This window comes from Pisciglobus halotolerans, from assembly GCF_900113675.1.
Taxonomy (GTDB): Bacteria; Bacillota; Bacilli; order Lactobacillales; family Carnobacteriaceae; genus Pisciglobus; species Pisciglobus halotolerans.
In genome coordinates, this window is record NZ_FOQE01000003.1 from 43746 (window position 1) to 65037 (window position 21292).

Annotated in this window: 18 protein-coding genes and 1 riboswitch; of the genes, 17 read left to right on the forward strand and 1 reads right to left on the reverse strand. The window is 39.2% G+C overall.

Annotated features, from left to right (window positions below; all coding sequences use genetic code 11):
* Nucleotides 1-148: 148 nt before the first annotated feature.
* From BM057_RS01750 to BM057_RS01800, 11 genes are all read left to right on the forward strand, one after another.
* Nucleotides 149-1240, forward strand: a complete 1092-nt coding sequence (locus BM057_RS01750; protein WP_047390252.1) for an ABC transporter ATP-binding protein — start codon at nucleotides 149-151, stop codon at nucleotides 1238-1240.
* A 14-nt stretch (nucleotides 1241-1254) separates the two neighbouring features.
* The gene (locus BM057_RS01755; protein ID WP_092091066.1) at nucleotides 1255-2064 is read left to right on the forward strand and encodes an ABC transporter permease; all 810 of its coding nucleotides are present in this window, start codon (nucleotides 1255-1257) and stop codon (nucleotides 2062-2064) included.
* A complete protein-coding gene (locus BM057_RS01760; RefSeq protein ID WP_092091067.1) occupies nucleotides 2065-2898 on the forward strand; it encodes an ABC transporter permease in 834 nt (277 codons plus the stop codon). It abuts the gene before it with no gap.
* Nucleotides 2895-3968 (forward strand): ABC transporter substrate-binding protein, encoded by a 1074-nt coding sequence (locus BM057_RS01765; RefSeq protein ID WP_092091069.1) that lies wholly within the window; start codon nucleotides 2895-2897, stop codon nucleotides 3966-3968. The genes BM057_RS01760 and BM057_RS01765 overlap by 4 nt, the downstream gene beginning before the upstream one ends.
* A gap of 188 nt (nucleotides 3969-4156) precedes the next feature.
* A complete protein-coding gene (locus tag BM057_RS01770) occupies nucleotides 4157-4432 on the forward strand; it encodes a glutaredoxin family protein (RefSeq protein WP_047390248.1) in 276 nt (91 codons plus the stop codon).
* Between the two features lie 231 nt (nucleotides 4433-4663).
* Nucleotides 4664-5017, forward strand: a complete 354-nt coding sequence (locus BM057_RS01775; RefSeq protein WP_092091071.1) for a BlaI/MecI/CopY family transcriptional regulator — start codon at nucleotides 4664-4666, stop codon at nucleotides 5015-5017.
* 77 nt (nucleotides 5018-5094) lie between these two features.
* Complete coding sequence (locus BM057_RS01780) at nucleotides 5095-5289, forward strand: heavy-metal-associated domain-containing protein (RefSeq protein WP_245741769.1); 195 nt, start codon at nucleotides 5095-5097, stop codon at nucleotides 5287-5289.
* A gap of 64 nt (nucleotides 5290-5353) precedes the next feature.
* Complete coding sequence (locus tag BM057_RS01785; protein ID WP_177186148.1) at nucleotides 5354-7825, forward strand: heavy metal translocating P-type ATPase; 2472 nt, start codon at nucleotides 5354-5356, stop codon at nucleotides 7823-7825.
* A gap of 676 nt (nucleotides 7826-8501) precedes the next feature.
* The gene (locus tag BM057_RS01790; RefSeq protein ID WP_092091073.1) at nucleotides 8502-8960 is read left to right on the forward strand and encodes an ASCH domain-containing protein; all 459 of its coding nucleotides are present in this window, start codon (nucleotides 8502-8504) and stop codon (nucleotides 8958-8960) included.
* A 93-nt stretch (nucleotides 8961-9053) separates the two neighbouring features.
* Nucleotides 9054-9725 (forward strand): ribose-5-phosphate isomerase RpiA, encoded by a 672-nt coding sequence (gene rpiA / locus BM057_RS01795; RefSeq protein ID WP_047392550.1) that lies wholly within the window; start codon nucleotides 9054-9056, stop codon nucleotides 9723-9725.
* Nucleotides 9726-9953: 228 nt separating this feature from the next.
* Complete coding sequence (locus BM057_RS01800; protein ID WP_092091075.1) at nucleotides 9954-10700, forward strand: polysaccharide deacetylase family protein; 747 nt, start codon at nucleotides 9954-9956, stop codon at nucleotides 10698-10700.
* Between the two features lie 96 nt (nucleotides 10701-10796).
* Here the strand turns inward: BM057_RS01800 and BM057_RS01805 are convergent, their stop codons facing one another.
* A complete protein-coding gene (locus BM057_RS01805; RefSeq protein WP_092091077.1) occupies nucleotides 10797-11117 on the reverse strand; it encodes a MazG nucleotide pyrophosphohydrolase domain-containing protein in 321 nt (106 codons plus the stop codon).
* Between the two features lie 568 nt (nucleotides 11118-11685).
* Between BM057_RS01805 and BM057_RS01810 the strand changes: the two genes are divergently transcribed.
* The 6 genes from BM057_RS01810 (at nucleotide 11686) to BM057_RS01835 (ending at nucleotide 21262) form a co-directional block, all read left to right on the forward strand.
* Entirely contained in the window at nucleotides 11686-11880 is a 195-nt protein-coding gene (locus BM057_RS01810) for a heavy-metal-associated domain-containing protein (RefSeq protein WP_047392543.1), read from the forward strand.
* Nucleotides 11881-12005: 125 nt separating this feature from the next.
* On the forward strand, nucleotides 12006-14198 hold the full coding sequence (locus BM057_RS01815) for a heavy metal translocating P-type ATPase (RefSeq protein WP_092091079.1): 2193 nt from the start codon (nucleotides 12006-12008) through the stop codon (nucleotides 14196-14198).
* Nucleotides 14199-14731: 533 nt separating this feature from the next.
* Nucleotides 14732-14897: riboswitch (M-box (ykoK) riboswitch) on the forward strand.
* 287 nt (nucleotides 14898-15184) lie between these two features.
* Nucleotides 15185-17803: a magnesium-translocating P-type ATPase gene (gene mgtA / locus BM057_RS01820; protein ID WP_092091082.1), complete on the forward strand. Its 2619-nt coding sequence runs from the start codon at nucleotides 15185-15187 to the stop codon at nucleotides 17801-17803.
* Nucleotides 17804-18139: 336 nt separating this feature from the next.
* On the forward strand, nucleotides 18140-19285 hold the full coding sequence (locus BM057_RS01825; protein WP_092091084.1) for a VanZ family protein: 1146 nt from the start codon (nucleotides 18140-18142) through the stop codon (nucleotides 19283-19285).
* Nucleotides 19286-19630: 345 nt separating this feature from the next.
* Nucleotides 19631-20785, forward strand: a complete 1155-nt coding sequence (locus BM057_RS01830; protein ID WP_092091086.1) for an AI-2E family transporter — start codon at nucleotides 19631-19633, stop codon at nucleotides 20783-20785.
* 267 nt (nucleotides 20786-21052) lie between these two features.
* Nucleotides 21053-21262, forward strand: coding sequence for a hypothetical protein (locus BM057_RS01835; RefSeq protein WP_047390490.1), 210 nt, complete (start codon nucleotides 21053-21055; stop codon nucleotides 21260-21262).
* Nucleotides 21263-21292: the final 30 nt, after the last annotated feature.

Here is a 21292-nt window from a genome sequence, read left to right on the forward strand (position 1 = left end):
TAAGTTTGAGTTGGTCAATAAGTAGCGTTAATGACCAGCTTAGAAGTCGGAAAGCAGTTGAGTTGAACATAAAAAAACAAGAAACAGTAAAATGAGGAAGTTACTTCAGTTAAAGGTAAAGAAACCAAGCGAAAAAGGGGTAGAGCAAATGACGGGAAATGCCATTATTGAATTCAATCATGTAAAAAAGCAGTACGATGACAATGTTATTTTAAAAGATATTGACTTAGAGATCGAACGTGGAAAATTTTATACTTTGCTGGGACCTTCTGGCTGCGGAAAAACGACGATCTTGAATTTAGTAGCGGGCTTTACGGAAGCGACAGAAGGCACCATCACATTAAATGGGAAAAAGGTCAACGATATCCCACCAAACCAGCGGACGGTTAATACTGTTTTTCAAGATTATGCTTTATTCCCGCATATGAATGTTTTTGAAAATGTGGCTTTTGGCTTAAGAATCAAAAAAATGAATAAAAATGTAATCAAAGAAAAAGTTGCCGAAGTTTTAAAAATGGTGCAGCTATCAGGCTATGAAGAACGAGGCATCAGCGAAATGTCAGGCGGTCAGCGGCAACGGGTTGCGATCGCCCGTGCATTAGTCAATGAGCCGGATGTCTTGCTGCTGGATGAACCGTTGTCTGCTTTGGATCTGAAACTAAGAACGGACATGCAATATGAGTTGCGCGAGCTGCAGCAACGTTTAGGCATCACATTTATTTTTGTCACGCATGATCAAGAAGAAGCCTTGGCGATGAGTGATATTATTTTTGTCATGAAAGAAGGCGAAATCGTTCAAAGCGGTACACCTGTCGACATTTATGACGAGCCGATCAACCGTTATGTGGCGGATTTCATTGGTGAAAGCAATATTGTCAAAGGAACGATGATCCAAGACTATGAAGTTTCCTTTGTAGGACATACATTTGAATGTGTAGATGCTGGTATGCGGCCGAATGAAAAAGTAGAAGTAGTGTTGCGTCCAGAAGACCTAGTATTGACATCTGTAGAAAAAGGAAAATTGACCGTTCAAGTCGATACGCAATTATTTCGGGGCGTTCATTACGAGATCATCGGCTATGACCGAGACGGCAATGAGTGGATGGTGCATTCAACAAAGAAAGCAAAAGTAGGTTCAGAAGTTGGCCTTTACTTTGAACCGGAAGATATCCACGTCATGCGTTTTGGCGAAAGTGAACAAGAATTCGATGCTCGTCTGGAAAGTTATGAAGAAGAGTAGGAGGAGATTTGGACATGAAGCAAAATAAAGCTCTTTATTTCGTGCCGTATACCTTTTGGCTCATTCTTTTTGTCATTGCGCCGATTTTATTGATCATTTATCAATCTTTTTTTAATATTCATGATGACTTTACACTCGAAAATTATCAAACGTATTTTCAATCCGGCACTTATTTAAAGATGACGCTCAATTCTTTTTGGTATGCATTTTTGATCACACTGTTTACATTATTGATCAGCTACCCAACAGCCTATCTATTGACCAAAACAAAACATAAACAATTATGGTTGCTGTTGATCATTTTGCCGACATGGATCAACCTATTGTTAAAAGCATATGCCTTTATCGGGATCTTTAGTATGAACGGAACAGCTAATCAATTTTTATCCTTTATGGGCATTGCTCCACAGCAAATTTTATTTACAGATGCTAGTTTCTTATTTGTAGCGACTTATATTGAAATTCCTTTTATGATTTTGCCGATCTACAATGCACTAGAAGAACTCAACCCTTCATTGATCAGCGCCAGTTATGATTTGGGAGCAAATAGTTGGCAAACGTTTCGACGCGTCGTCTTCCCACTTTCTTTAACAGGTGTCAAAAGTGGTGTGCAAGCCGTCTTTATCCCTTCGCTTTCATTGTTTATGCTAACACGTTTGATCGGCGGAAATCGTGTGATCACTTTAGGGACTGCCATCGAACAACACTTCTTAGTGACTGAAAACTGGGGAATGGGTTCAACGATCGGTGTTTTCTTGATCATTGCGATGGTCTTGACCATGCTGTTGACGGGAGAAAAGAAAAAGAAAGGAGCGATCCGCTAAATGGGACAAAAAAAGTTTAAATGGTCGAATCTTTATCTGATTTTTGTGTTTATTGTCTTGTACTTGCCGATCCTTTACTTGATTTTTTATTCCTTTAATGAAGGCGGAACGATGAATAGCTTTACCGGCTTTACTTGGGAATATTATCAAGCTGTTTTTGCGGATAAACGTTTGATCAGTATCGTATTGAATACGCTGCTGGTCGCGCTCCTTTCTTCGTTGCTTGCGACGATCATTGGGACGCTAGGTGCTATTGGGATCCATTACGTTAAGAAACGACAAACACGGAATACCTTGATGAGTTTTAACAATGTATTGATGGTTTCGCCCGATGTCATTATTGGTGCCAGCTTCCTGATCATGTTTACCTTTGTCGGGTTCAAATTGGGCTTTGCATCTGTTTTGCTGTCGCATATTGCCTTCAGCATTCCCATCGTTGTCTTGATGGTATTGCCAAAGTTGCAAGAAATGAACCCTTCGATGATCACAGCTGCAAGAGACCTGGGTGCCAACAATTTGCAAGTGTTAAGCAAGATTATTTTGCCTTCGATCACTCCGGGGATCTTGGCTGGTTACTTTATGGCATTCACGTATTCGCTAGATGATTTTGCTGTGACCTTCTTTGTGACAGGGAACGGCTTCAGCACTCTTTCTGTTGAGATCTATTCAAGAGCCAGACAAGGTGTCAGCTTAGAAATCAATGCGCTGAGCGCGATTATGTTCTTATTTGCGCTGATATTGGTTGTGGGTTACTACTTTATCCAGCAATACAATATGACCAAAAAACAAAAGTCTCGTGAAAGAGAACGTGCTAAGGTGGTGGACCTGTTATGAAACGATTAGCCTTACTAGGCGGACTGATTGCCGCTGTGTGCGGAGTACTGATTTTTGCTAATCACCAATTAAACCGAGCACAAGGGATCACTTCAGGCAATACGTTTAGTTTGTACAACTGGGGAGATTACATTGATCCGGAATTGATCACTAAATTTGAAGAGGAAACAGGATATGTTGTCTCCTATGAAACGTTTGACTCTAATGAAGCCATGTATACGAAAATCAAACAAGGTGGGACCAACTATGACATGGCAGTCCCGAGTGAATACATGATCGAGCGGATGATCGATGAAAACATGCTTGAAGAACTGGATCACACTCAGATCAAAGGTCTCGATAATATTGACCAGCAATTTTTAGATCTGCCTTTTGATCCTGACAATCAATATTCTATTCCTTATTTTTGGGGCACCCTCGGGATCATTTATAATGACAAATTTGTCAAAGAAGGCGAGATCCAACATTGGGAAGACCTTTGGAAGCCAGCTTTCGCAGACAGTGTGATGCTGATCGATGGAGCACGAGAAATTATGGGGCTTTCTTTGAACAGTATGGGGCATTCGCTGAATTCAAAGAATGATGCTGAATTGGCTGCCGCAGCTGAGAAACTGGATCACTTGACGCCGAATGTTAAAGCCATTGTAGCGGATGAAATCAAAATGTATATGATCCAGGAAGAAAGCTCGGTTGCAGTTACGTTTTCAGGCGAAGCTGCCGAAATGCTGTATGAAAATGAGCATTTACACTATGTCATTCCGAATGAAGGAACCAACTTGTGGTTTGATAATATTGTGATTCCAAATACCGCTAAAAACAAAGAAGCTGCTTATGCCTTTATCAACTTTATGCTGGAACCCGAAAATGCTGCACAAAATGCTGAGTATATCGGTTATTCCACTCCAAATGAAGAAGCCGTCAAGTTGATGCCTGAAGAAATCACAGAAGACGAACAATTCTATCCTTCCGATGAAACGATGAAACACATGGAAGTTTACGAAAATCTCGGCCAAGAATATATTGGCATCTATAATGATTACTTCCTTGAATTTAAAATGCATCGGAAATAGCGGAAAAATAATCAAAAGAGAGAAGACTCAAGTGTTTTCTGATTTTTAACAAAAAAGCGACTGATTCAGTCGCTTTTTTTGTATGGATATTTTTTGACAACAAAAGCCGAATCTTTTATTTGCACATATCAGTAATCATGGTATAGTATAAGCGTAGATTACAAATGTAAACAAAAGGACGGTTATTTATGAAACAACCAACTTTGAAAATTTATACGCGGTCATTTTGTGGGGACTGTCAAAGTCTGAAGCAGTTTTTAAAGGACCATCAAGTCTCTTTTCAACAATTTGAATTGGACCATGATTCTGAAAAAGAAGAGGAGATGAAAGCTCTCACTGGAAATCGCATTGTACCGACTTTAGTATTTACTTCTTCTCGGTTATTCAAAAAGAAAACAGAGATACTCACCGGTTTTGAACAAAATAAAGAGACAATCAAAAAGCTTCTGGAAATCGATGGGTGAATCGCTTTAAGAAAACAAAATAATCTCCGTTGACAAATGTAAACGTGGAGTGTACTATAGAATATGTAGAGATGATTACGAACGTAAACGTTACTAAGAAATAAATTAGATGGATCACCGTCATCATACGATACACATGATGAAAGTGATTATTTACCAAAGGAATAAAAAGGTTAACTCAAGCATACCCATGGGCACAAGAGTGAAGTTGCTTTGTGGGAGGAATAGACCATGCAGATTTCTGACGCTGAATGGCAAGTTATGAAAATTGTTTGGATGCAAGAAAATATCACAAGTAAAGAGACGTATCAATTGATTAATGAAAAGTTCGACAGGATAATATCTACAGTTAAAACTTTATTGAAACGGCTAGTGAGTAAAAAGCGTTTAGATACGAAGAAAGAAGGAAATAAGTTTTACTACTTCCCTTTAATCCCAGAAGAAGATAGTATTCATCAGCTTACAAAAGAAGTAACGGAAATGTCTTGTTTGATGAATATAAAAAATATTGTCAGTGAATTAATCATGAGCAATGAGTTCACACATCAAGATTTAGACCGCTTAGAACAAAGTGATACAAGATAAAAGACCCTTTGCCGTAGAAAAGGTAATGTGTCATTGTGTTTAAAAATGGAGGAATTAAATAATGACTACAACCACTTATGTCGTGCCTGATATGTCATGCGGACATTGCAAAGCAAAAATCGAAAAAAGCAGTCAACAACGTAGCCGGGATCGAATCAGCAAATGCAGCGGTTGATACAAAAATATTAACCGTAACTACTGATGAAAAAGTAACAAATGAAGCAGTGATCGCCGCAGTTTCTGAAGCAGGATATACCGCTGAAAAAAGATAAGAAAATATTTTATACGAGATAGGAAACCTTTTCTTTCTCGCATACTTCAAAGGGGATGAAGAAATTGATAAAAGATACGTATGCAATTGAAGGAATGACTTGCGCGTCATGTGCGCAAACCGTTGAAAAAAGTGTAAATAAGTTAAAAGGTATTCAAGATGTTTCTGTCAACTTAGCAACAGAAAAAATGAGCGTTTCTTATGATGGTGCTGCGTTAAGTGGAAATGATATCGAACAAGCAGTGGAAGATGCTGGGTATAAAGCGTTAAAAAATACAGCGACGCAAAGTTTTGAAATTGAAGGAATGACTTGTGCATCATGTGCGCAAACGATTGAAAAAAGTGTTGCAAAAGTAGCAGGTGTAGATACTGTCTCTGTCAATTTGGCAACAGAAAAAATGACGGTGAGCTATGATGAAGGTGCTGTTTCTACAGGAGATATTTTAAAAGCTGTAGAAGATGCCGGCTATCAAGCCATTCCAGAAACAGCCTCACATGCAGGCGATGACGGAGCTGACAAACGTCAAGCTCACATTAAAGAATTATGGACGCGTTTCATTTGGTCAGCAATTTTTACGATTCCTTTGTTATATGTTGCCATGGGTCCTATGTTGCCTTTTGGCGGATTACCAATACCAGGTTTTCTTGATCCTGTACAGCACACAGTAACCTATGCCATTACACAGCTTATTCTAACGCTGCCAGTAATTTATTTAGGCCGTTCGTTCTATACAGTAGGGTATAAAGCTTTATTTAAAGGCCACCCTAATATGGATTCTTTGATTGCCATTGGAACATCAGCAGCGCTTTTGCAAGGAATCGTCATGACAGTGTTGTTGGCAATAGGCCGGGTTGAAGTTCAGCATGGTCATCCGGATTTATACTTTGAATCGGCAGCTGTTATTTTGGCTTTGATCACTTTAGGTAAATATCTAGAAGCTGTTTCAAAAGGAAAAACGTCAGAAGCAATCAAAAAGCTAATGGGCTTAGCGCCAAAAACTGCACGCGTTGTCCGTAATGGAGAAGAAGTTGAAATTTCAATTGATGCTGTTGTTACAGGAGACATTTTAGTGGTACGTCCTGGAGATAAAATCCCTGTTGACGGTGTTATTGTCGAAGGCAGCTCTGCTGTAGATGAATCGATGATCACGGGAGAAAGTATTCCGATCGAAAAGAAAGCCGGCGATAATGTCGTTGGCGCAAGTATCAATAAAAACGGTTCTTTCCGTTTCAAAGCGACAAAAGTTGGTAAAGATACAACCTTATCACAAATCATTAAATTAGTGGAAGACGCACAAGGTTCAAAAGCACCGATTGCAAAATTAGCGGATAAAGTTTCGGGAATTTTTGTTCCTATCGTTATAGGGTTAGCAGCTTTGTCTGGTTTAGCTTGGTTCTTCTTAGGCCAAGAGTCATGGGTATTTGCATTAACGATCACGATTTCTGTATTAGTCATTGCTTGTCCTTGTGCCCTAGGCTTGGCAACACCAACAGCCATTATGGTCGGTACTGGTAAAGGTGCAGAAAACGGCGTCCTGATCAAGAGCGGTGACGCGTTAGAAGAAGCACAAAAAATTCATACCATCGTATTTGATAAAACAGGTACGATCACAGAAGGAAAACCGGTCGTGACAGATATTGTCAACTATAATGGATATGATGAAGAAGAGGTTCTTTTAATTGCGGCTTCAGCGGAAGTCAGTTCAGAGCATCCTCTTGGTGAAGCGATTGTTGAAGGCGCAAAAGAACGTCAACTTACCTTCAAAGAGGTCAAAGCATTTAACGCCATTCCTGGACATGGTATCCAAGTTGAGGTTGATGACCAAACAGTTTTATTAGGAAATAGAAAGTTAATGGTAGAAAATAACATTGATATGATGGATGCACAAGAAGTATCAGATCGTTTAGCCTCTGAAGGAAAAACTCCAATGTTTATCGCAGCAGACAATCAATTGATCGGGATCGTGGCTGTAGCGGATACGATTAAAGAAAACAGTATCGCAGCCATTGATAAATTACATCGCATGGGAATCGAAGTGGCGATGATTACAGGTGATAACAAGCGTACGGCAGAAGCTATTGCCAAACAAGTAGGCATTGATCGCGTCTTTAGCGAAGTATTGCCAGAAGATAAAGCCAACGAAGTGAAGAAATTGCAAAACGAAGGCTTGCACGTGGCAATGGTCGGCGATGGAATCAATGATGCTCCTGCCTTGGCTCAGTCTAATGTTGGGATCGCGATTGGTTCTGGTACAGACGTTGCCATTGAATCAGCCGACATTGTATTGATGCGCAGTGACTTGATGGATGTACCGACAGCCATTGAATTAAGTCGTGCAACGATCAAGAATATCAAGCAAAACTTATTCTGGGCATTTGCTTATAATACGGTCGGAATTCCAGTTGCTATGGGTGTCTTACATTTATTTGGCGGACCATTATTGAACCCAATGTTTGCCGGCGCTGCAATGAGCTTGAGTTCTGTATCTGTGTTATTGAATGCTTTACGATTGAAAGGATTCAAACCTAAAGCCTAAATGAAATAGTTGCTGCCTTAAAAGCTCATCGAACATGAACTTTTAAGGCATTTTTTTGCTGAAAAAGGATATACATGAACGTCATACAGCTTCTTACGGAAAAGTGAAGACTTTCGGTTCTTCTTCTTTTAACGTTGGTAAAGAAATTTCCTCCGGTCGATGGGCTACTGATGGAAAGCCATGAGAACACATTGAGCCGAAAAACGCGTCACAATGTTTGCAAGCTTCAAACTTAGTGTAACGGCTAAAGCCTAACACTAAGTGATTCACATTGCATCTTTTTTCATGGCTATCAGTAGCCCTATGCGCCTCCTGAAATTTCTAGAAATAGGATTCTAACGAGTTTAGCATTAAAAAAAATGATATTTTACAGACCAACGTTAAATATTGTAGAACTAGGCTTTCTATGCCGAAAAGGGTTTTATCTGCGTGTTTGAAAGAAACCAGTCTTTATTTTAAGCAAGACTTAACACAAAATTCATATTAATAGCATTTAATTTTTTTTATGGTAGAATAACTTTTGTTCACAAAAAAGGCATAAATACAGCAACTTGCTGCCTGAAGTTCAGTTAAGCGTTCGCCATCAGAAAATGCATGGATCCACTGTTATCAATTTTTAGAAGTAAATAAAGTAGAAAGTATAGCGATAAATAAAAAGAATAAGGGTGTAAAAGAAATGGAAAATGAATCAGCACAGCAACTATGGGAAAGTTTTCAAATACAAAATCCCCATTTGCCGGACAGCTATGATGTATGGGCGTTCGGAGATACAAAAGAGATGGCAGATGAATTGGCCGCTCTCGTGCTGGAAGGATTAAAAACAATGACCTGCAGTTTGAAACGGCTGTATGAAGTCAATAACGAACCGTTGCCAAAAGAAAAGGCTTATTCGGTCATTTTGGATGGAGAAGGCCAAGCAGTAGGCATTATTCAAACCTTAGAGGTCAAAGTTTTTCCTTTTGATGAAGTAACGGAAGAGGTTGCGGCAGGAGAAGGAGAAGGAGATCGATCAGTAGCCTACTGGACAGAAGCCCATAAAGTTTTCTTCAAAAGGGAATGCGAACAAATCAGCGAACCCTTCAGCACAAAAATGGCCGTTGTCTGCGAAACATTTGAACTGGTTTTTGCAGCTTGATCATCAGTTGCTTTTTCAATTATGAAAGCTAAAAAAGATTAGTTTTTTAATTTGGAAAATGAGATAATGAAGCTAAAAGGAAGGGGGATTAGAATGAACCTGAAAAAATTGGTAGGAGAAAAAGCAGCAGAATTTATAGAAGAAGGTATGGTAGTTGGTCTTGGAACCGGCTCAACAGCTTACTATATGGTGGAAGCGCTTGGAAGAAGAGTTAAAAAGGGATTACATATCACTGGCGTAACAACCTCCGCTCAAACAAAAATACAAGCAGAAGCTTTAGGGATCCCATTGAAAAGCGTGGATGAAGTGGATCAAATCGACATCACGATCGACGGTGCAGATGAAATATCCAGCACGTATCAAGGCATCAAAGGCGGCGGCGGAGCACTATTATTTGAAAAAATCGTTGCTCGTTATTCAGACACCGTCATTTGGATCGTTGATGACAGCAAATTGGTGAAAGAAATAGGGGATTTTCCTTTACCAGTAGAAGTGATCCCATACGGCAGTCAACAACTGTTGAAACTGTTCAAAGAAAGAGGCTACCGTCCAGCCTTTCGCCAAACGGAAGACGGCGAACGCTATCTAACAGATGCTGGTCACTATATCATCGACCTGCAAATGAAAAAAATAGCCGACCCGCACACATTAGCAGATTGGCTTGATCATCAAACAGGCGTGGTTGAACATGGTCTCTTCCTAGATTGCGTCAACACCGTGATCGTCGGTTCAGAAAAAGGCGTCGAAATACAGAATGTAAGATAAACAAACAAGTTGGAAGAAGCTCATAAAGCTAGCCAGTTTTCGAAGCATTAAATCTATTAAATATATATATCATCAAAAGAGAATTGTTTATATACAGTTCTCTTTTTTGTACTCGAAAAATTTTTTAATCGACTATTCTTTGTACTCAATCATTCATCGGATGTATAATCAAGTGAGGTTAAGAAATAAGAAGATTTAGATGAAGGACAAAGGGAAAGAGGTAGGATGATGGGTTTCAATGTTTTAATGTATCATGAAATACGCAAGTCAGCAGAATGGAATGGGGCAGAAGCTTCGCCAATTTCTGTCGCTCAACAGTATCAAGATGCTTTACCGACAGTGCTTTTTAGTTATCTAGAAGATTTTAAGACGCAAATGGCTGTTTTGAAGGCGGGAGGATATCACACCTTAACGCTTCAAAAAGTAAAAGATTTTTATGAAAAAGGAATTGAGCTGCCTGAAAAATCAGTGCTGTTAACATTTGATGATGCGTTTCAATCGGTTTATCAATATGCTTATCCGATTTTAAAAGAACATCAATTTCATGCCGTTTGCTTTGTTGTACGAGGGTGGTTGTCGCAAGAAGCACAACCTTTCGTTCCAAATCAATCAACAGTTATGAGCAAATCAGAACTTGAATCGATGCGAGACGTTTTTGAATTTGCTAACCATACGAGTGCGTTACACATGCGGCATCAAGATGGAACAACAGAAATGCAAGCTGCTTTACTTCAAGAGTTGAAAGAAGATTTGGCTGAATGCGGTGAATATGTAGATGTTCCAGATGTATTTGCCTATCCTTTTGGTATTTACGATTCTAATGATGTGAAGCGGTTAGCAGAAAGTGGCATGCTGTATGCTTTTACTACTCGTCCTGGTAAGAATATAAAAGAGACGCCGCTTTTAGAGTTGCATCGTGATACCGTTACTTTAGGATGTACGATCGAAGCGTTTAAAAAAATCGTAGAGAGATAATAAGGCTAGCCTTTCTGAGGTTCAATGCCCTGCAAACATTGCACAAATCAAAAACCCGCTTCTGCAAATCATAGAAGTGGGTTTTTGTATGTAATCTTATGCATCTTTGTATCTAGAAAATAGTTTTTCTTGGTGTTTGATCATGATCGTTTCTAGAGAGATGTCATATTTGTCGGCAATGATAAACAAATTGTCTAACACATCGCCTAATTCTTCTGTAAGGTTTTCGAGTTGTTCTGCCTGATCTGGCGTCGCTTCATCGGGACGATCTCTTCCTATCTCGATAGACCTTATTGCGCGGCAGACTTCGCCAACTTCTTCAGAGAAAAAAATGGGATGGATGAAAGAGTTGTATTGATACCAGTTTCTCTTTTTGTAAAACGCACTGATAAATTCTTGATAATGTTGAATATCCACACAAATCCCTACTTTCTCTACGACGTTGAAATAAGTATTCTATCTGAGCATCCTTGTGCTTAGAAAGAATACGTTCACCTTCTTTATATGTTAAAGGATTTCAAGTGGAAATAGAAGAGCTGATCTAAAGAGAAAGTTGAAAAAGTATCGCTTAAATCAAATGCAGCGGTGTCAAAAATGCATGTTCAATGCATTTATTCTGATTCAGAACCAGGTCAACTATATTTTACTTCCGCATGTGCAAAATAACCTCAGATCATATCCTATCAATTGAGCATCGCCAGTCAAGTTGGCAAAATGAACTCAGATTTTACAAAGCGAACAAATATCATCATCTAAATTTGTAAAAGCATTCGTTCACTAAGGAGTATTTAAAGAAGATAATTTAAAAAAAGGAATACTGGTCAACCAAAAACTGCTCATTTATTTAAATGTGTCAAAGTTAATAAAAAAATGAAACTTTGTCGTTGACATTTGTAAACATTAGAGATATAGTAAGAAGTGTAAAAGATGTTTACAAGCGTAAACTATTTAATTCATTATTAATATAAGGAAAGAGGAGATCAGGATGAGTAAACAATATGAAATTGAAGGATTAAAATGTGCAGGTTGTGCTAATACGGTGAAAGAACAATTCAGCCATGTTGCAGGAGTAGAAAATGTTGACGTAGATTTAGCGACAAAAACAGCAATCGTTACTGGAAATTATGACGAGAAAGCATTAGCTGATTCATTGCAAGAAACACCTTATGCTGTTAAGTAGCTGCCTTTTGTTTTCGTAACAACCAAACTTGTGCTAAGGTGAAAGTAAGGTGTTGAACAAGCGTCTGTTCATCGCCTTTACTTCACCAATAACTTTTTCAAAATAAAAGAAAGAGAGGACAAACAATGAGTAAGAGCAAACAACATTCATCAGCAAATGAACATGATATGCACCAGCATCACGATAGTCATGGCAAGGATCATTCAGCTCATCAACATCATGACATGAGCAACATGGACCACTCCACGCATCAACATCATAATATGAGTGGCATGGATCACTCGATGCATGCAGTTCACGACATGAGCGGGATGGATCATTCAGGTCATGAGAGACATGACATGGGTGGAATGGACCATTCGATGCACATGGGAAACTTTAAACAAAAATTTTGGCTATCATTGATCGTAGCTATTCCCATCATTTTAATGTCACCAATGATGGGGATCGAGCTGCCTTTCCAATTCACTTTCCCTGGTTCAGATTGGCTCGTTTTGATTTTGGCAACTTTCCTGTTTTTCTATGGCGGGGAACCGTTTTTAAGCGGAGCTAAAATGGAATTAAAAGCAAAGAATCCAGCTATGATGACGTTGATCGCAATGGGGATTTCTGTTGCTTATGTCTATAGTCTATACTCCTTTATTGCGAACACTTTCCTAGGAGACCATGTCATGAACTTCTTCTGGGAATTAGCGACCTTGATCGTGATTATGCTGCTGGGGCATTGGATCGAAATGAATGCAGTGATGAATGCCAGCGATGCGCTTCAAAAATTAGCGGAACTATTGCCAGATGAAGTAACACGCAAAAGATCTGATGGCAGTGAAGAAAAAGTTTCCTTACAAGATGTTCATGAAGGAGACCATCTTGTCGTTCGAGCAGGAGATAAGATGCCGACTGATGGACAAATTGAAAAAGGAAGTTCAACAGTTGACGAGTCTGCCGTTACAGGTGAATCTCGCGGCGTCATGAAAAAAGTTGGCGACCGTGTGATCGGAGGTTCCGTAAACGGTAATGGGACCATTGAAATTGTGGTTACAGGTACAGGCGAAAGTGGTTATTTAGCCAAAGTGATGGACATGGTTCGCCGGGCTCAAGCTGAAAAGTCTAAACTAGAAGCTTTGTCCGATAAGGTTGCAAAATGGTTGTTCTATATTGCTCTTATCTCTGGTATAGCAGCGTTTATCGTATGGCTATTTCTATCCGATTTGCCAGATGCGCTCGAACGCATGGTGACCGTGTTCATCATCGCATGTCCTCACGCTTTAGGTTTAGCGATTCCTTTAGTAGTAGCACGTTCTACGTCTATTGCAGCAAAGAACGGCTTATTGTTGAAAAACCGTAATGCACTAGAAAATGCTCATGATTTAGATATGATTTTGTTAGACAAAACAGGTACTTTGACACAAGGAACCTTCTCAGTGACAGGTGTTGAAGCTTTTGATTCTAACGTTAATGAAGAAGAACTTTTAGGCTATATCGGTGCATTAGAAGCGAGTGCGAACCATCCAATTGCAGACGGAATCATGAAATATTTGAAAGAACGTTCCATTACACCTAAAAAGGCTACAGATGTGGAAAACATTTCTGGTGTCGGTTTAGAAGGTAAAGTGGACGGCAAAGAAGTCAAAATCGTAAACGCCAAAGCTTTGAAAAAATTCAATTTAACAGTGGATGAAGAAGCAATCAAGGATTACCAAAACCAAGGAAACACTATCAGTTATCTATTGATCGAGAACAAACTGATCGGCATGATTGCTTTAGGCGATAAAATTAAACCAGAAGCAAAAGCGTTTATCGCTGCCTTGAACGAACGCGGCATTGAACCCGTAATGCTGACAGGGGATAATGAAGAAGCTGCTGCCAGCGTTGCGAAATATTTGGGCATCAATCAATACCATGCTGCGTTGCTGCCAGATGGAAAAGAAGAAATCATTTCTAAACTGGTAAACGAAGGTCGTCGTGTGGCTATGGTCGGAGATGGAATCAATGATGCACCAAGTTTGGCTCGTGCAACGATTGGTATCGCGATCGGTGCCGGAACAGATGTCGCCATTGACTCGGCGGATGTTGTATTGACCAATAGTAATCCGCAAGATATCCTTCACTTTATTGACCTTGCAAAGCAAACACGGAAAAAAATGATCCAAAACTTATGGTGGGGTGCTGGTTATAATATTGTAGCTATTCCTTTAGCGGCAGGTGTCCTAGCACATTGGGGAATCATTTTAGACCCAGCTGTCGGCGCTATCCTTATGTCGTTGAGTACAGTGATCGTTGCCCTTAACGCTATGACCTTGAAAATCAAAAAAGATTGATTTTAAGATCAACGTTGAAGCAACGAAACCTAAAGTAAGTCATTAAAAGAACACAATAGTTCGAAAAGAAAGACGAAAATAAACAGCACCGAAAGAGGATAGCGACTAAGCTATCCTCTTTTTTGCAGTTAGGACAAATTTTCATGGATAGATGTGCATTATTTTTATTCTGTTCTAAAATAACACTACTTCAGCGTGTAAAACCCTCAACTCGTTCACAGACAAGGCTTCTATGATCAAGTTCAGAACGTAAAACCGTCAACTCGTTTACAGACCAGGCTTCTATGAACAAGTTCAGAACATAAAACCGTCAACTCGTTCACAGGCAAGGCTTCTATGAACAAGTTCAGCGTGTAGGATCTTCAACTCGTTCACAGAGCAAGCTCCTGTGAACAAGTTGGTCTCTGTTGCGTTGCAACTCGCCTACAGGATCAGCTACCATGCGATTATTTCCATTCATTGACACGATTGTTAAATACAGAAGGTTTGCTATTGCAAGAAATAACCGATATACTGGATAAGAATGAAAAATTGAATAACCTTGTTAGGTGAGGCTTCTGTACAAGAGATACGCTGCTGCCCAGAAATGTCGAAAGACGCCAATGGGTTACCAGGAATTTTCGAATTAAGGGAATTCTTAATGCAGCTGGGGTTGTTCCCTATGCTGTACAGTGCTAAAACTCGATGAAGAGGTCATGATGAACAAATAAACCATTATTGTTTTATGGAAAAGCCCTGCTTCTTTGAGTAGGGCTTTTTCTATGTTCTCAATAAAGAAAACAATCTTTTTCAAATGTTTTTAACTGTGCCATTAGAAAAAATAGGTTTCATCATTCATATCTTTTTCCTTAAAAAGATGGCTTAGTTTTGCCATACAAGGTTATTTCTGGGGGTGGTCAGGATGGATACCAATCAGAGGGACACAAAAATAATAGATAACGAAGAGCAGGAGCTCAACTTGCTGCTCAACAAAGGAGAGGTAGAGAATGGCAAACAAGAAAAAACATATCTATGTAGAAAAAAAGTCAAAGAACAGTGAATTAGTAAAACTAGGGCATTTGACTAAAGAAGAAGTGTTACAAAAGCTGAAAACCAGTGAAACAGGCTTGTCAAAAAAAGAAGCAGCAGACAGATTGGAAGAATATGGACCAAATAAAGTGGCGGCACAAAAACCAACTCCTTGGTACACATTATTATTGCAAGGCTTTAACGATCCCTTTATATATGTATTAGCCCTTTTAATGATCGTTTCAGCCGTTACAAAAGATTATGATGCCAGTATCATTATGGGTGTGATGATTTTATTTAGTGCAGGCTTGCATTTCGTTCAAGAGTATCGTTCCCAACAAGCCAGCCTTGCTTTAAAAGAACTGATCGAAACCACCAGTGCAGTAACGAGAGACGGGGTAACGAAAGAAATTCCGATCGATGAAATCGTTCCAGGAGATATCGTTGACCTGTCAACTGGGGATATGATTCCTGCAGATGCGCGTTTGATCTGGGCAAAGGACTTATTTGTCAATCAATCTTCGTTAACAGGGGAATCTCTTCCGATTGAAAAAGTGGCTTCAGAGAACACACAGCCAGACCAAACGACGGATGTAACAGCCTTAGATCTTGAGAACTTAACCTTTATGGGGACGGATGTTTTGAGTGGGCAAGGAAAAGTGCTGGTTTTGAAAACAGGGGAAGAAACTTTCTTTGGCGATATTGCAACTCAGTCTGCTAAATCAAGAGGCGAAACAATCTTTGACCGCGGTGTAAAAAACATCAGTAAGCTCTTGCTTCAATTTATGGCTGTGATGGTGCCGATCGTTTTCCTCATCAATGGCTTTTCGAAAGGGGAATGGGCAGAAGCTTTTTTCTTCTCGATTGCCATTGCAGTAGGGTTGACGCCTGAAATGCTGCCAATGATCGTAACGAGCAACTTGGCAAAAGGTGCGATTACGATGTCGAAAAGAAAAGTGATCGTCAAAGAACTGAATGCGATCCAAAATTTGGGCGCAATGGATGTGCTGTGTACCGACAAAACAGGAACGATCACCGAAGATAAAGTCGTTTTAGTCCAGCACTTAGATCCATTAGGAAATGAAAGCAAACGGGTTTTAGAGATGGCTTTCATGAATTCCAATTACCAAACCGGTTGGAAGAACGTGATGGATCATGCTGTGATCGAATATGTGCAAGACAACCATGAAGAAGAACATTTTGAAAAGGTAGAGAAAATCGATGAGATCCCCTTCGATTTTACGCGGAGACGTTTGACGGTTGCTGTAAAAAGTAATGGTCATCAACTAATGGTGACAAAAGGTGCAGCAGAAGAGATGTTGGACATTTGCAGCTATGTGGAGATCAATGGAGAAGTGCTTGCTTTGACTGAAGAATTGCGGCAAAAGATGGAAAACATCAGTAAAAAAATGAACAAGCAAGGGATGCGCGTTTTGACCGTTGCTTATAAAAAAGATGTCCACGACTCGGCGATCTATTCAGTGAAAGATGAAAAAGAGATGGTGATCGCTGGCTTTATGGGCTTTTTAGACCCGCCAAAACAATCTTCTATTACCGCAATAAAATCTTTGCATGAACATGGTGTGAATGTGAAAGTGCTGACGGGAGACAATGAGATCGTTGCACAAAAAATTTGTAAAGACGTGGGAATCGAAGTAGAACGGATTATTTTAGGAACTGAATTAGATAGCTTAAGCGATGAAGAACTAGCGAAAGTCGTTTTAGAAGTAAACCTATTTGCCAAGCTGAACCCAGCCCAAAAATCAAGAATCATTGATAGGCTGCAAGAAAAAGGCCAAACAGTTGGATTTATGGGTGATGGAATCAATGATGCGCCTGCTCTTCGAACAGCGGATGTGGGAATTTCTGTGGATAACGCAGCTGATATCACAAAAGAAGCAAGCTCGATCATCTTATTAGAAAAAAGTTTGACCGTATTGGAAGATGGGGTTCTAGAAGGGCGCAATGTTTACGGTAACATGATGAAGTATATTAAAATGACCATCAGTTCCAACTTTGGAAATGTTTTTAGCATTTTGGTCGCAAGTGCCTTCTTACCATTCTTGCCGATGCTTTCGATCCAAATCCTTGTTCAAAACTTGATTTATGACATTGCACAGCTGACCATTCCTTGGGACCGCATGGATGAAGAAGATTTGATGAAACCAACGAAATGGGGAACTTCAGATTTAATGAAATTTACGCTCAGCATTGGACCAATCAGCTCGATCTTTGATATTCTGACTTTTATCGTGCTGTGGTTTGTCTTCCATGCCAATACCACCCAAGATGCGGCACTGTTCCACACAGGTTGGTTTGTCATTGGTTTGATCACGCAGACCGTCGTCGTTCATGTCATTCGTACAAAGAAGATTCCGTTTATACAAAGCAATGCCAGTATCGGGGTAACTTTATCGACCATTATTGTCGTTCTAGCAGCAATCGCGATTCCAGGAAGCAAATTTGGCACATACATTGACCTAGTCGCACTGCCATCTGCCTACTGGAAATGGGCCTTCTTCATTATTTTGGCTTACGTTGTCCTGACGCAAATCGTCAAAGATATTTATATCAAAATAAATAAGCAGTGGCTATAGAGACAATCGATTCGTTTCCTACTCAAATGAATTTTGGATCTTGAGTAGGAACGCAAAGCTCGTATGTTTCCCACTCAACTGAATTTTAATCGTTAAGTAGGAACGCAAAGCCAGTATGTTTCCCACTCAACTGGACTTTGAACCTTGAGTAGGAACGCAAAGCTCGTATGTTTCCCACTCAACTGGATTTTAGTCCATGAGTAGACATGCAAATTCTGTTTGCTATATAAATGAGCACTTGGGCAATTTAAGAATTGAAAAAGAAAGGGTAATAAATTAAAATAATAGCTGTATTAAACATTTTGTTCATTATTTTATGAGAAGCGAGCATCGACAGTGGATACGTATTTGTTTACGATAAAAACAGCAGTCATTATCTTCTTTATTTTGAGTTTCTTTATTTTTATTCCGTGGCTTATTTATAGTTATCGGAAATATGGCTATTTGAGCTTTTGGGCTTCAATAGTAGTGTATTCTTTTATTTTTTACATGATCACAGCGCTATTTTTAGTGTTGCTGCCGCTTCCAGCTACGCGTGATGTTCGTTCATTGCAAGCACCAGGAACGAAACATTATTCGCTGATCCCTTTCTATTTTATTTGGGACGTACTGGACAGCAGCTCAGTCGTTCTTACACAGCCAAGGACTTATCTACAAATATTTAAAGAAAGTGCCTTTATACAAGCCGTCTTTAACTTTTTGTTGTTATTTCCTTTTGGTGTTTATCTCAGGTACTTTTTTCAAGACAAACGCTACTGGAAGAAGGCATTTGGCTTAGGGTTTGCACTTTCATTATTTTATGAAGTGACACAAATAACCGGTATCTACGGCATTTATAATGCGCCTTACCGTATTTTTGACGTAGATGACCTGATTCTTAATAGTACAGGAACGTTGTTGGGCTTTTTGGTCGCACCCATCTTTCTAGCTCTATTCCCATCTCAAAAGAACATTATCGAGAAGGGGAGAGAAATTCAAAGAAATACATTTGCTTCTCCAACTCAGCAGCTATTAGCCATCGTCGTCGATTATGTCGTTTTTAGTTTCAGCTGGTCTTTTGTACGGTATCTCTTAGGAAATAATCCATTTACAGATTTTCTCTATCCGTTGATTGGTTTCTTGATCTTTTTCTTTTTCGTGCCGATCTTCTGGAGTGGAAAGACGATTGGGACAAATGCACTTCGATTTCAGTTGGCACAGCCAAATGAGGAACAGCCGAGATGGCCAGCACTATTAAAAAGAACGCTTTTATTAGGGGCGCCTATATTCCTTTCAACCATCGTACAAGCTTGGTCAAAAGTTGAGTTAAATATGGATTCACCTCTATATCCTTATCAAGTCTGGTTTACTGTTGGGCTGATTACTTTCAACTTTATCATGTGGGGCATTTTAGTTTTACATGCGCTCTTTATTCTTTTCAGAAAGGGTAAAAGTCGATTTTATTTTGATGCGGTGCCGAATATCGTGAATAAAAGAAAGTAACACAACGCTTTTTCCAATCATGTATGCTATAAAAAAACTCATTTTCATTGCTTATTGGCAATCGAGAATGAGTTTTTCTGTCTTTAACAAAATACAATAGTGTTTATGATTACCAATAAAGAACGAATCTAGGAAGCAAATAATCGATTTTGTCTCTATCCTTATCTTTCGCGTCGTTTAAGTGTACAAAAAGAATGCCAATCTGATATGGTTAAAGCAATGAAAGCAAACATCTTGATGAGTATCCTCACTGCACCTGTCGACTAGGCATCAGTAGTAAAATGTTAAAGAAAGTTTTCTGCAGTATCATTTTTTTGAAAATATAGTTGGAAAAGAGGAGAGGTTGTGGAATTAGATAGAACGAGCAAAGCGTTGTTTAGAAGATTAGCCATTCGATTCATGCTGTTTGTTTTATTGATCATTTTTGTGTTCTATGGATTACCGACATTGATTCGCTTATTCTATCCGTTTATTTTTGTATTTATTGTAGCTGTGATCGTCAATCCATTAGTGCGCAACATAAATGATAAGACGAGTAAGTTAAAAATCAATTCTAAGTCCTCAAGTACTTTTTTGGCATTTGTCATCTTCGTCTTATTGCTCGCTTTTATTTCTTTATTTACCTATATTGTTTTTGCTATTCTTATTCGCGAAATCATAGGGCTAGCCACCAATATCCAAGTAAATTGGCCCTCCATTGTCCGAGCATTTGAAGAGATGCAAGATTGGATCGCCGTTCAAATCGGCGTCTTACCGAATCAGACAGTCGAACTATTAAACCATTTTACCGAAAGCATTCTTGCATTTATCCAGAACCTTAGCGGAAATCTATTGAATGTAACGGTCGTGACGACGAGCCTATTTATTTCTGTCACCGGCACATTGTTCTTGAACCTATTGACGTTCTTTTTAGCCCTCTATTTTATGATTTCTGATTATCAACCAATAAAGCAGTTGATCAAAAAGCGTATGAATCAGCGCACACTAAATACCGTAAGATTATTAAAATCTTCAACGGTATCGGGTGTAGGTGGTTATATCAAAACGCAGCTCATTCTTGCTTTTATTGCCTTCATGTTCATGCTCATTGCGTTTACGATTTATGGACAAGAGTACGCCTTGATTCTTGCCCTCATTCTTGCTTTGATCGACTTGATTCCGCTTATAGGGACCATTGCGATGCTATTGCCATGGGGAATGTTAGAGTGGTTCGTTGGAGATCCAAACAAAGGCCTCTTTTTACTCATTCTCGGAATTGCCTTCTTTCTTTTTAGGCGTGTGATCGAACCAAAAATCATGGGCACACAAACAGGACTTCATCCACTTTTAGCTTTGATCGGGATTTATGTCGGTATTGAGATTTCTGGTCTCTGGGGCGCATTATTAGGTCCTTTAACGATGGTCATTTTGATCAGTGTGCTCCAAACTGGTATTTTAGAAAATACTTTTTCAGATATAAAAGATTTATATAATAGGATCCTTTTTAGTTTGCAGAAATAAAAGATCCTTGCATAGTTGAAGAACAGATCAAGGTCAAATCATCGTCAAGAAGAAACCACGCAAAACTGAATACATTTGCTGTTAAATAAGAGATTCTGCTAGAACCTATCAGCGTGATCAAGGTCGTTTTCGATAGGGCATTAAACCTTTTGTTTTAGAATAGGGCAGTCCGTGTTATAATGAGGAGCTTAAAAGTATTAAGAAGTTCAATCAGAACGGACGCCAAGAAAAGCCTCCGCCTATTGATAAATTGTGAGGTGTAAGAAAATGAATAAACGATGGACGATTGATGACATTAGAAACTATGTAGAGAAAAATTCTGATAGCACATTATTAACGACTGAATATCATGGTTTCTCTCAAAAATTACTCTTTAAATGTGCATGCGGCAATAATTTTGAAAAAACATTTAAGAAATTTAAAAATAATCACCAACGCAAATGTGACGTTTGCCAACCACCAAAAGCGTCTCGATAAACTTATCATCAATCAAAAAATACCGATTTC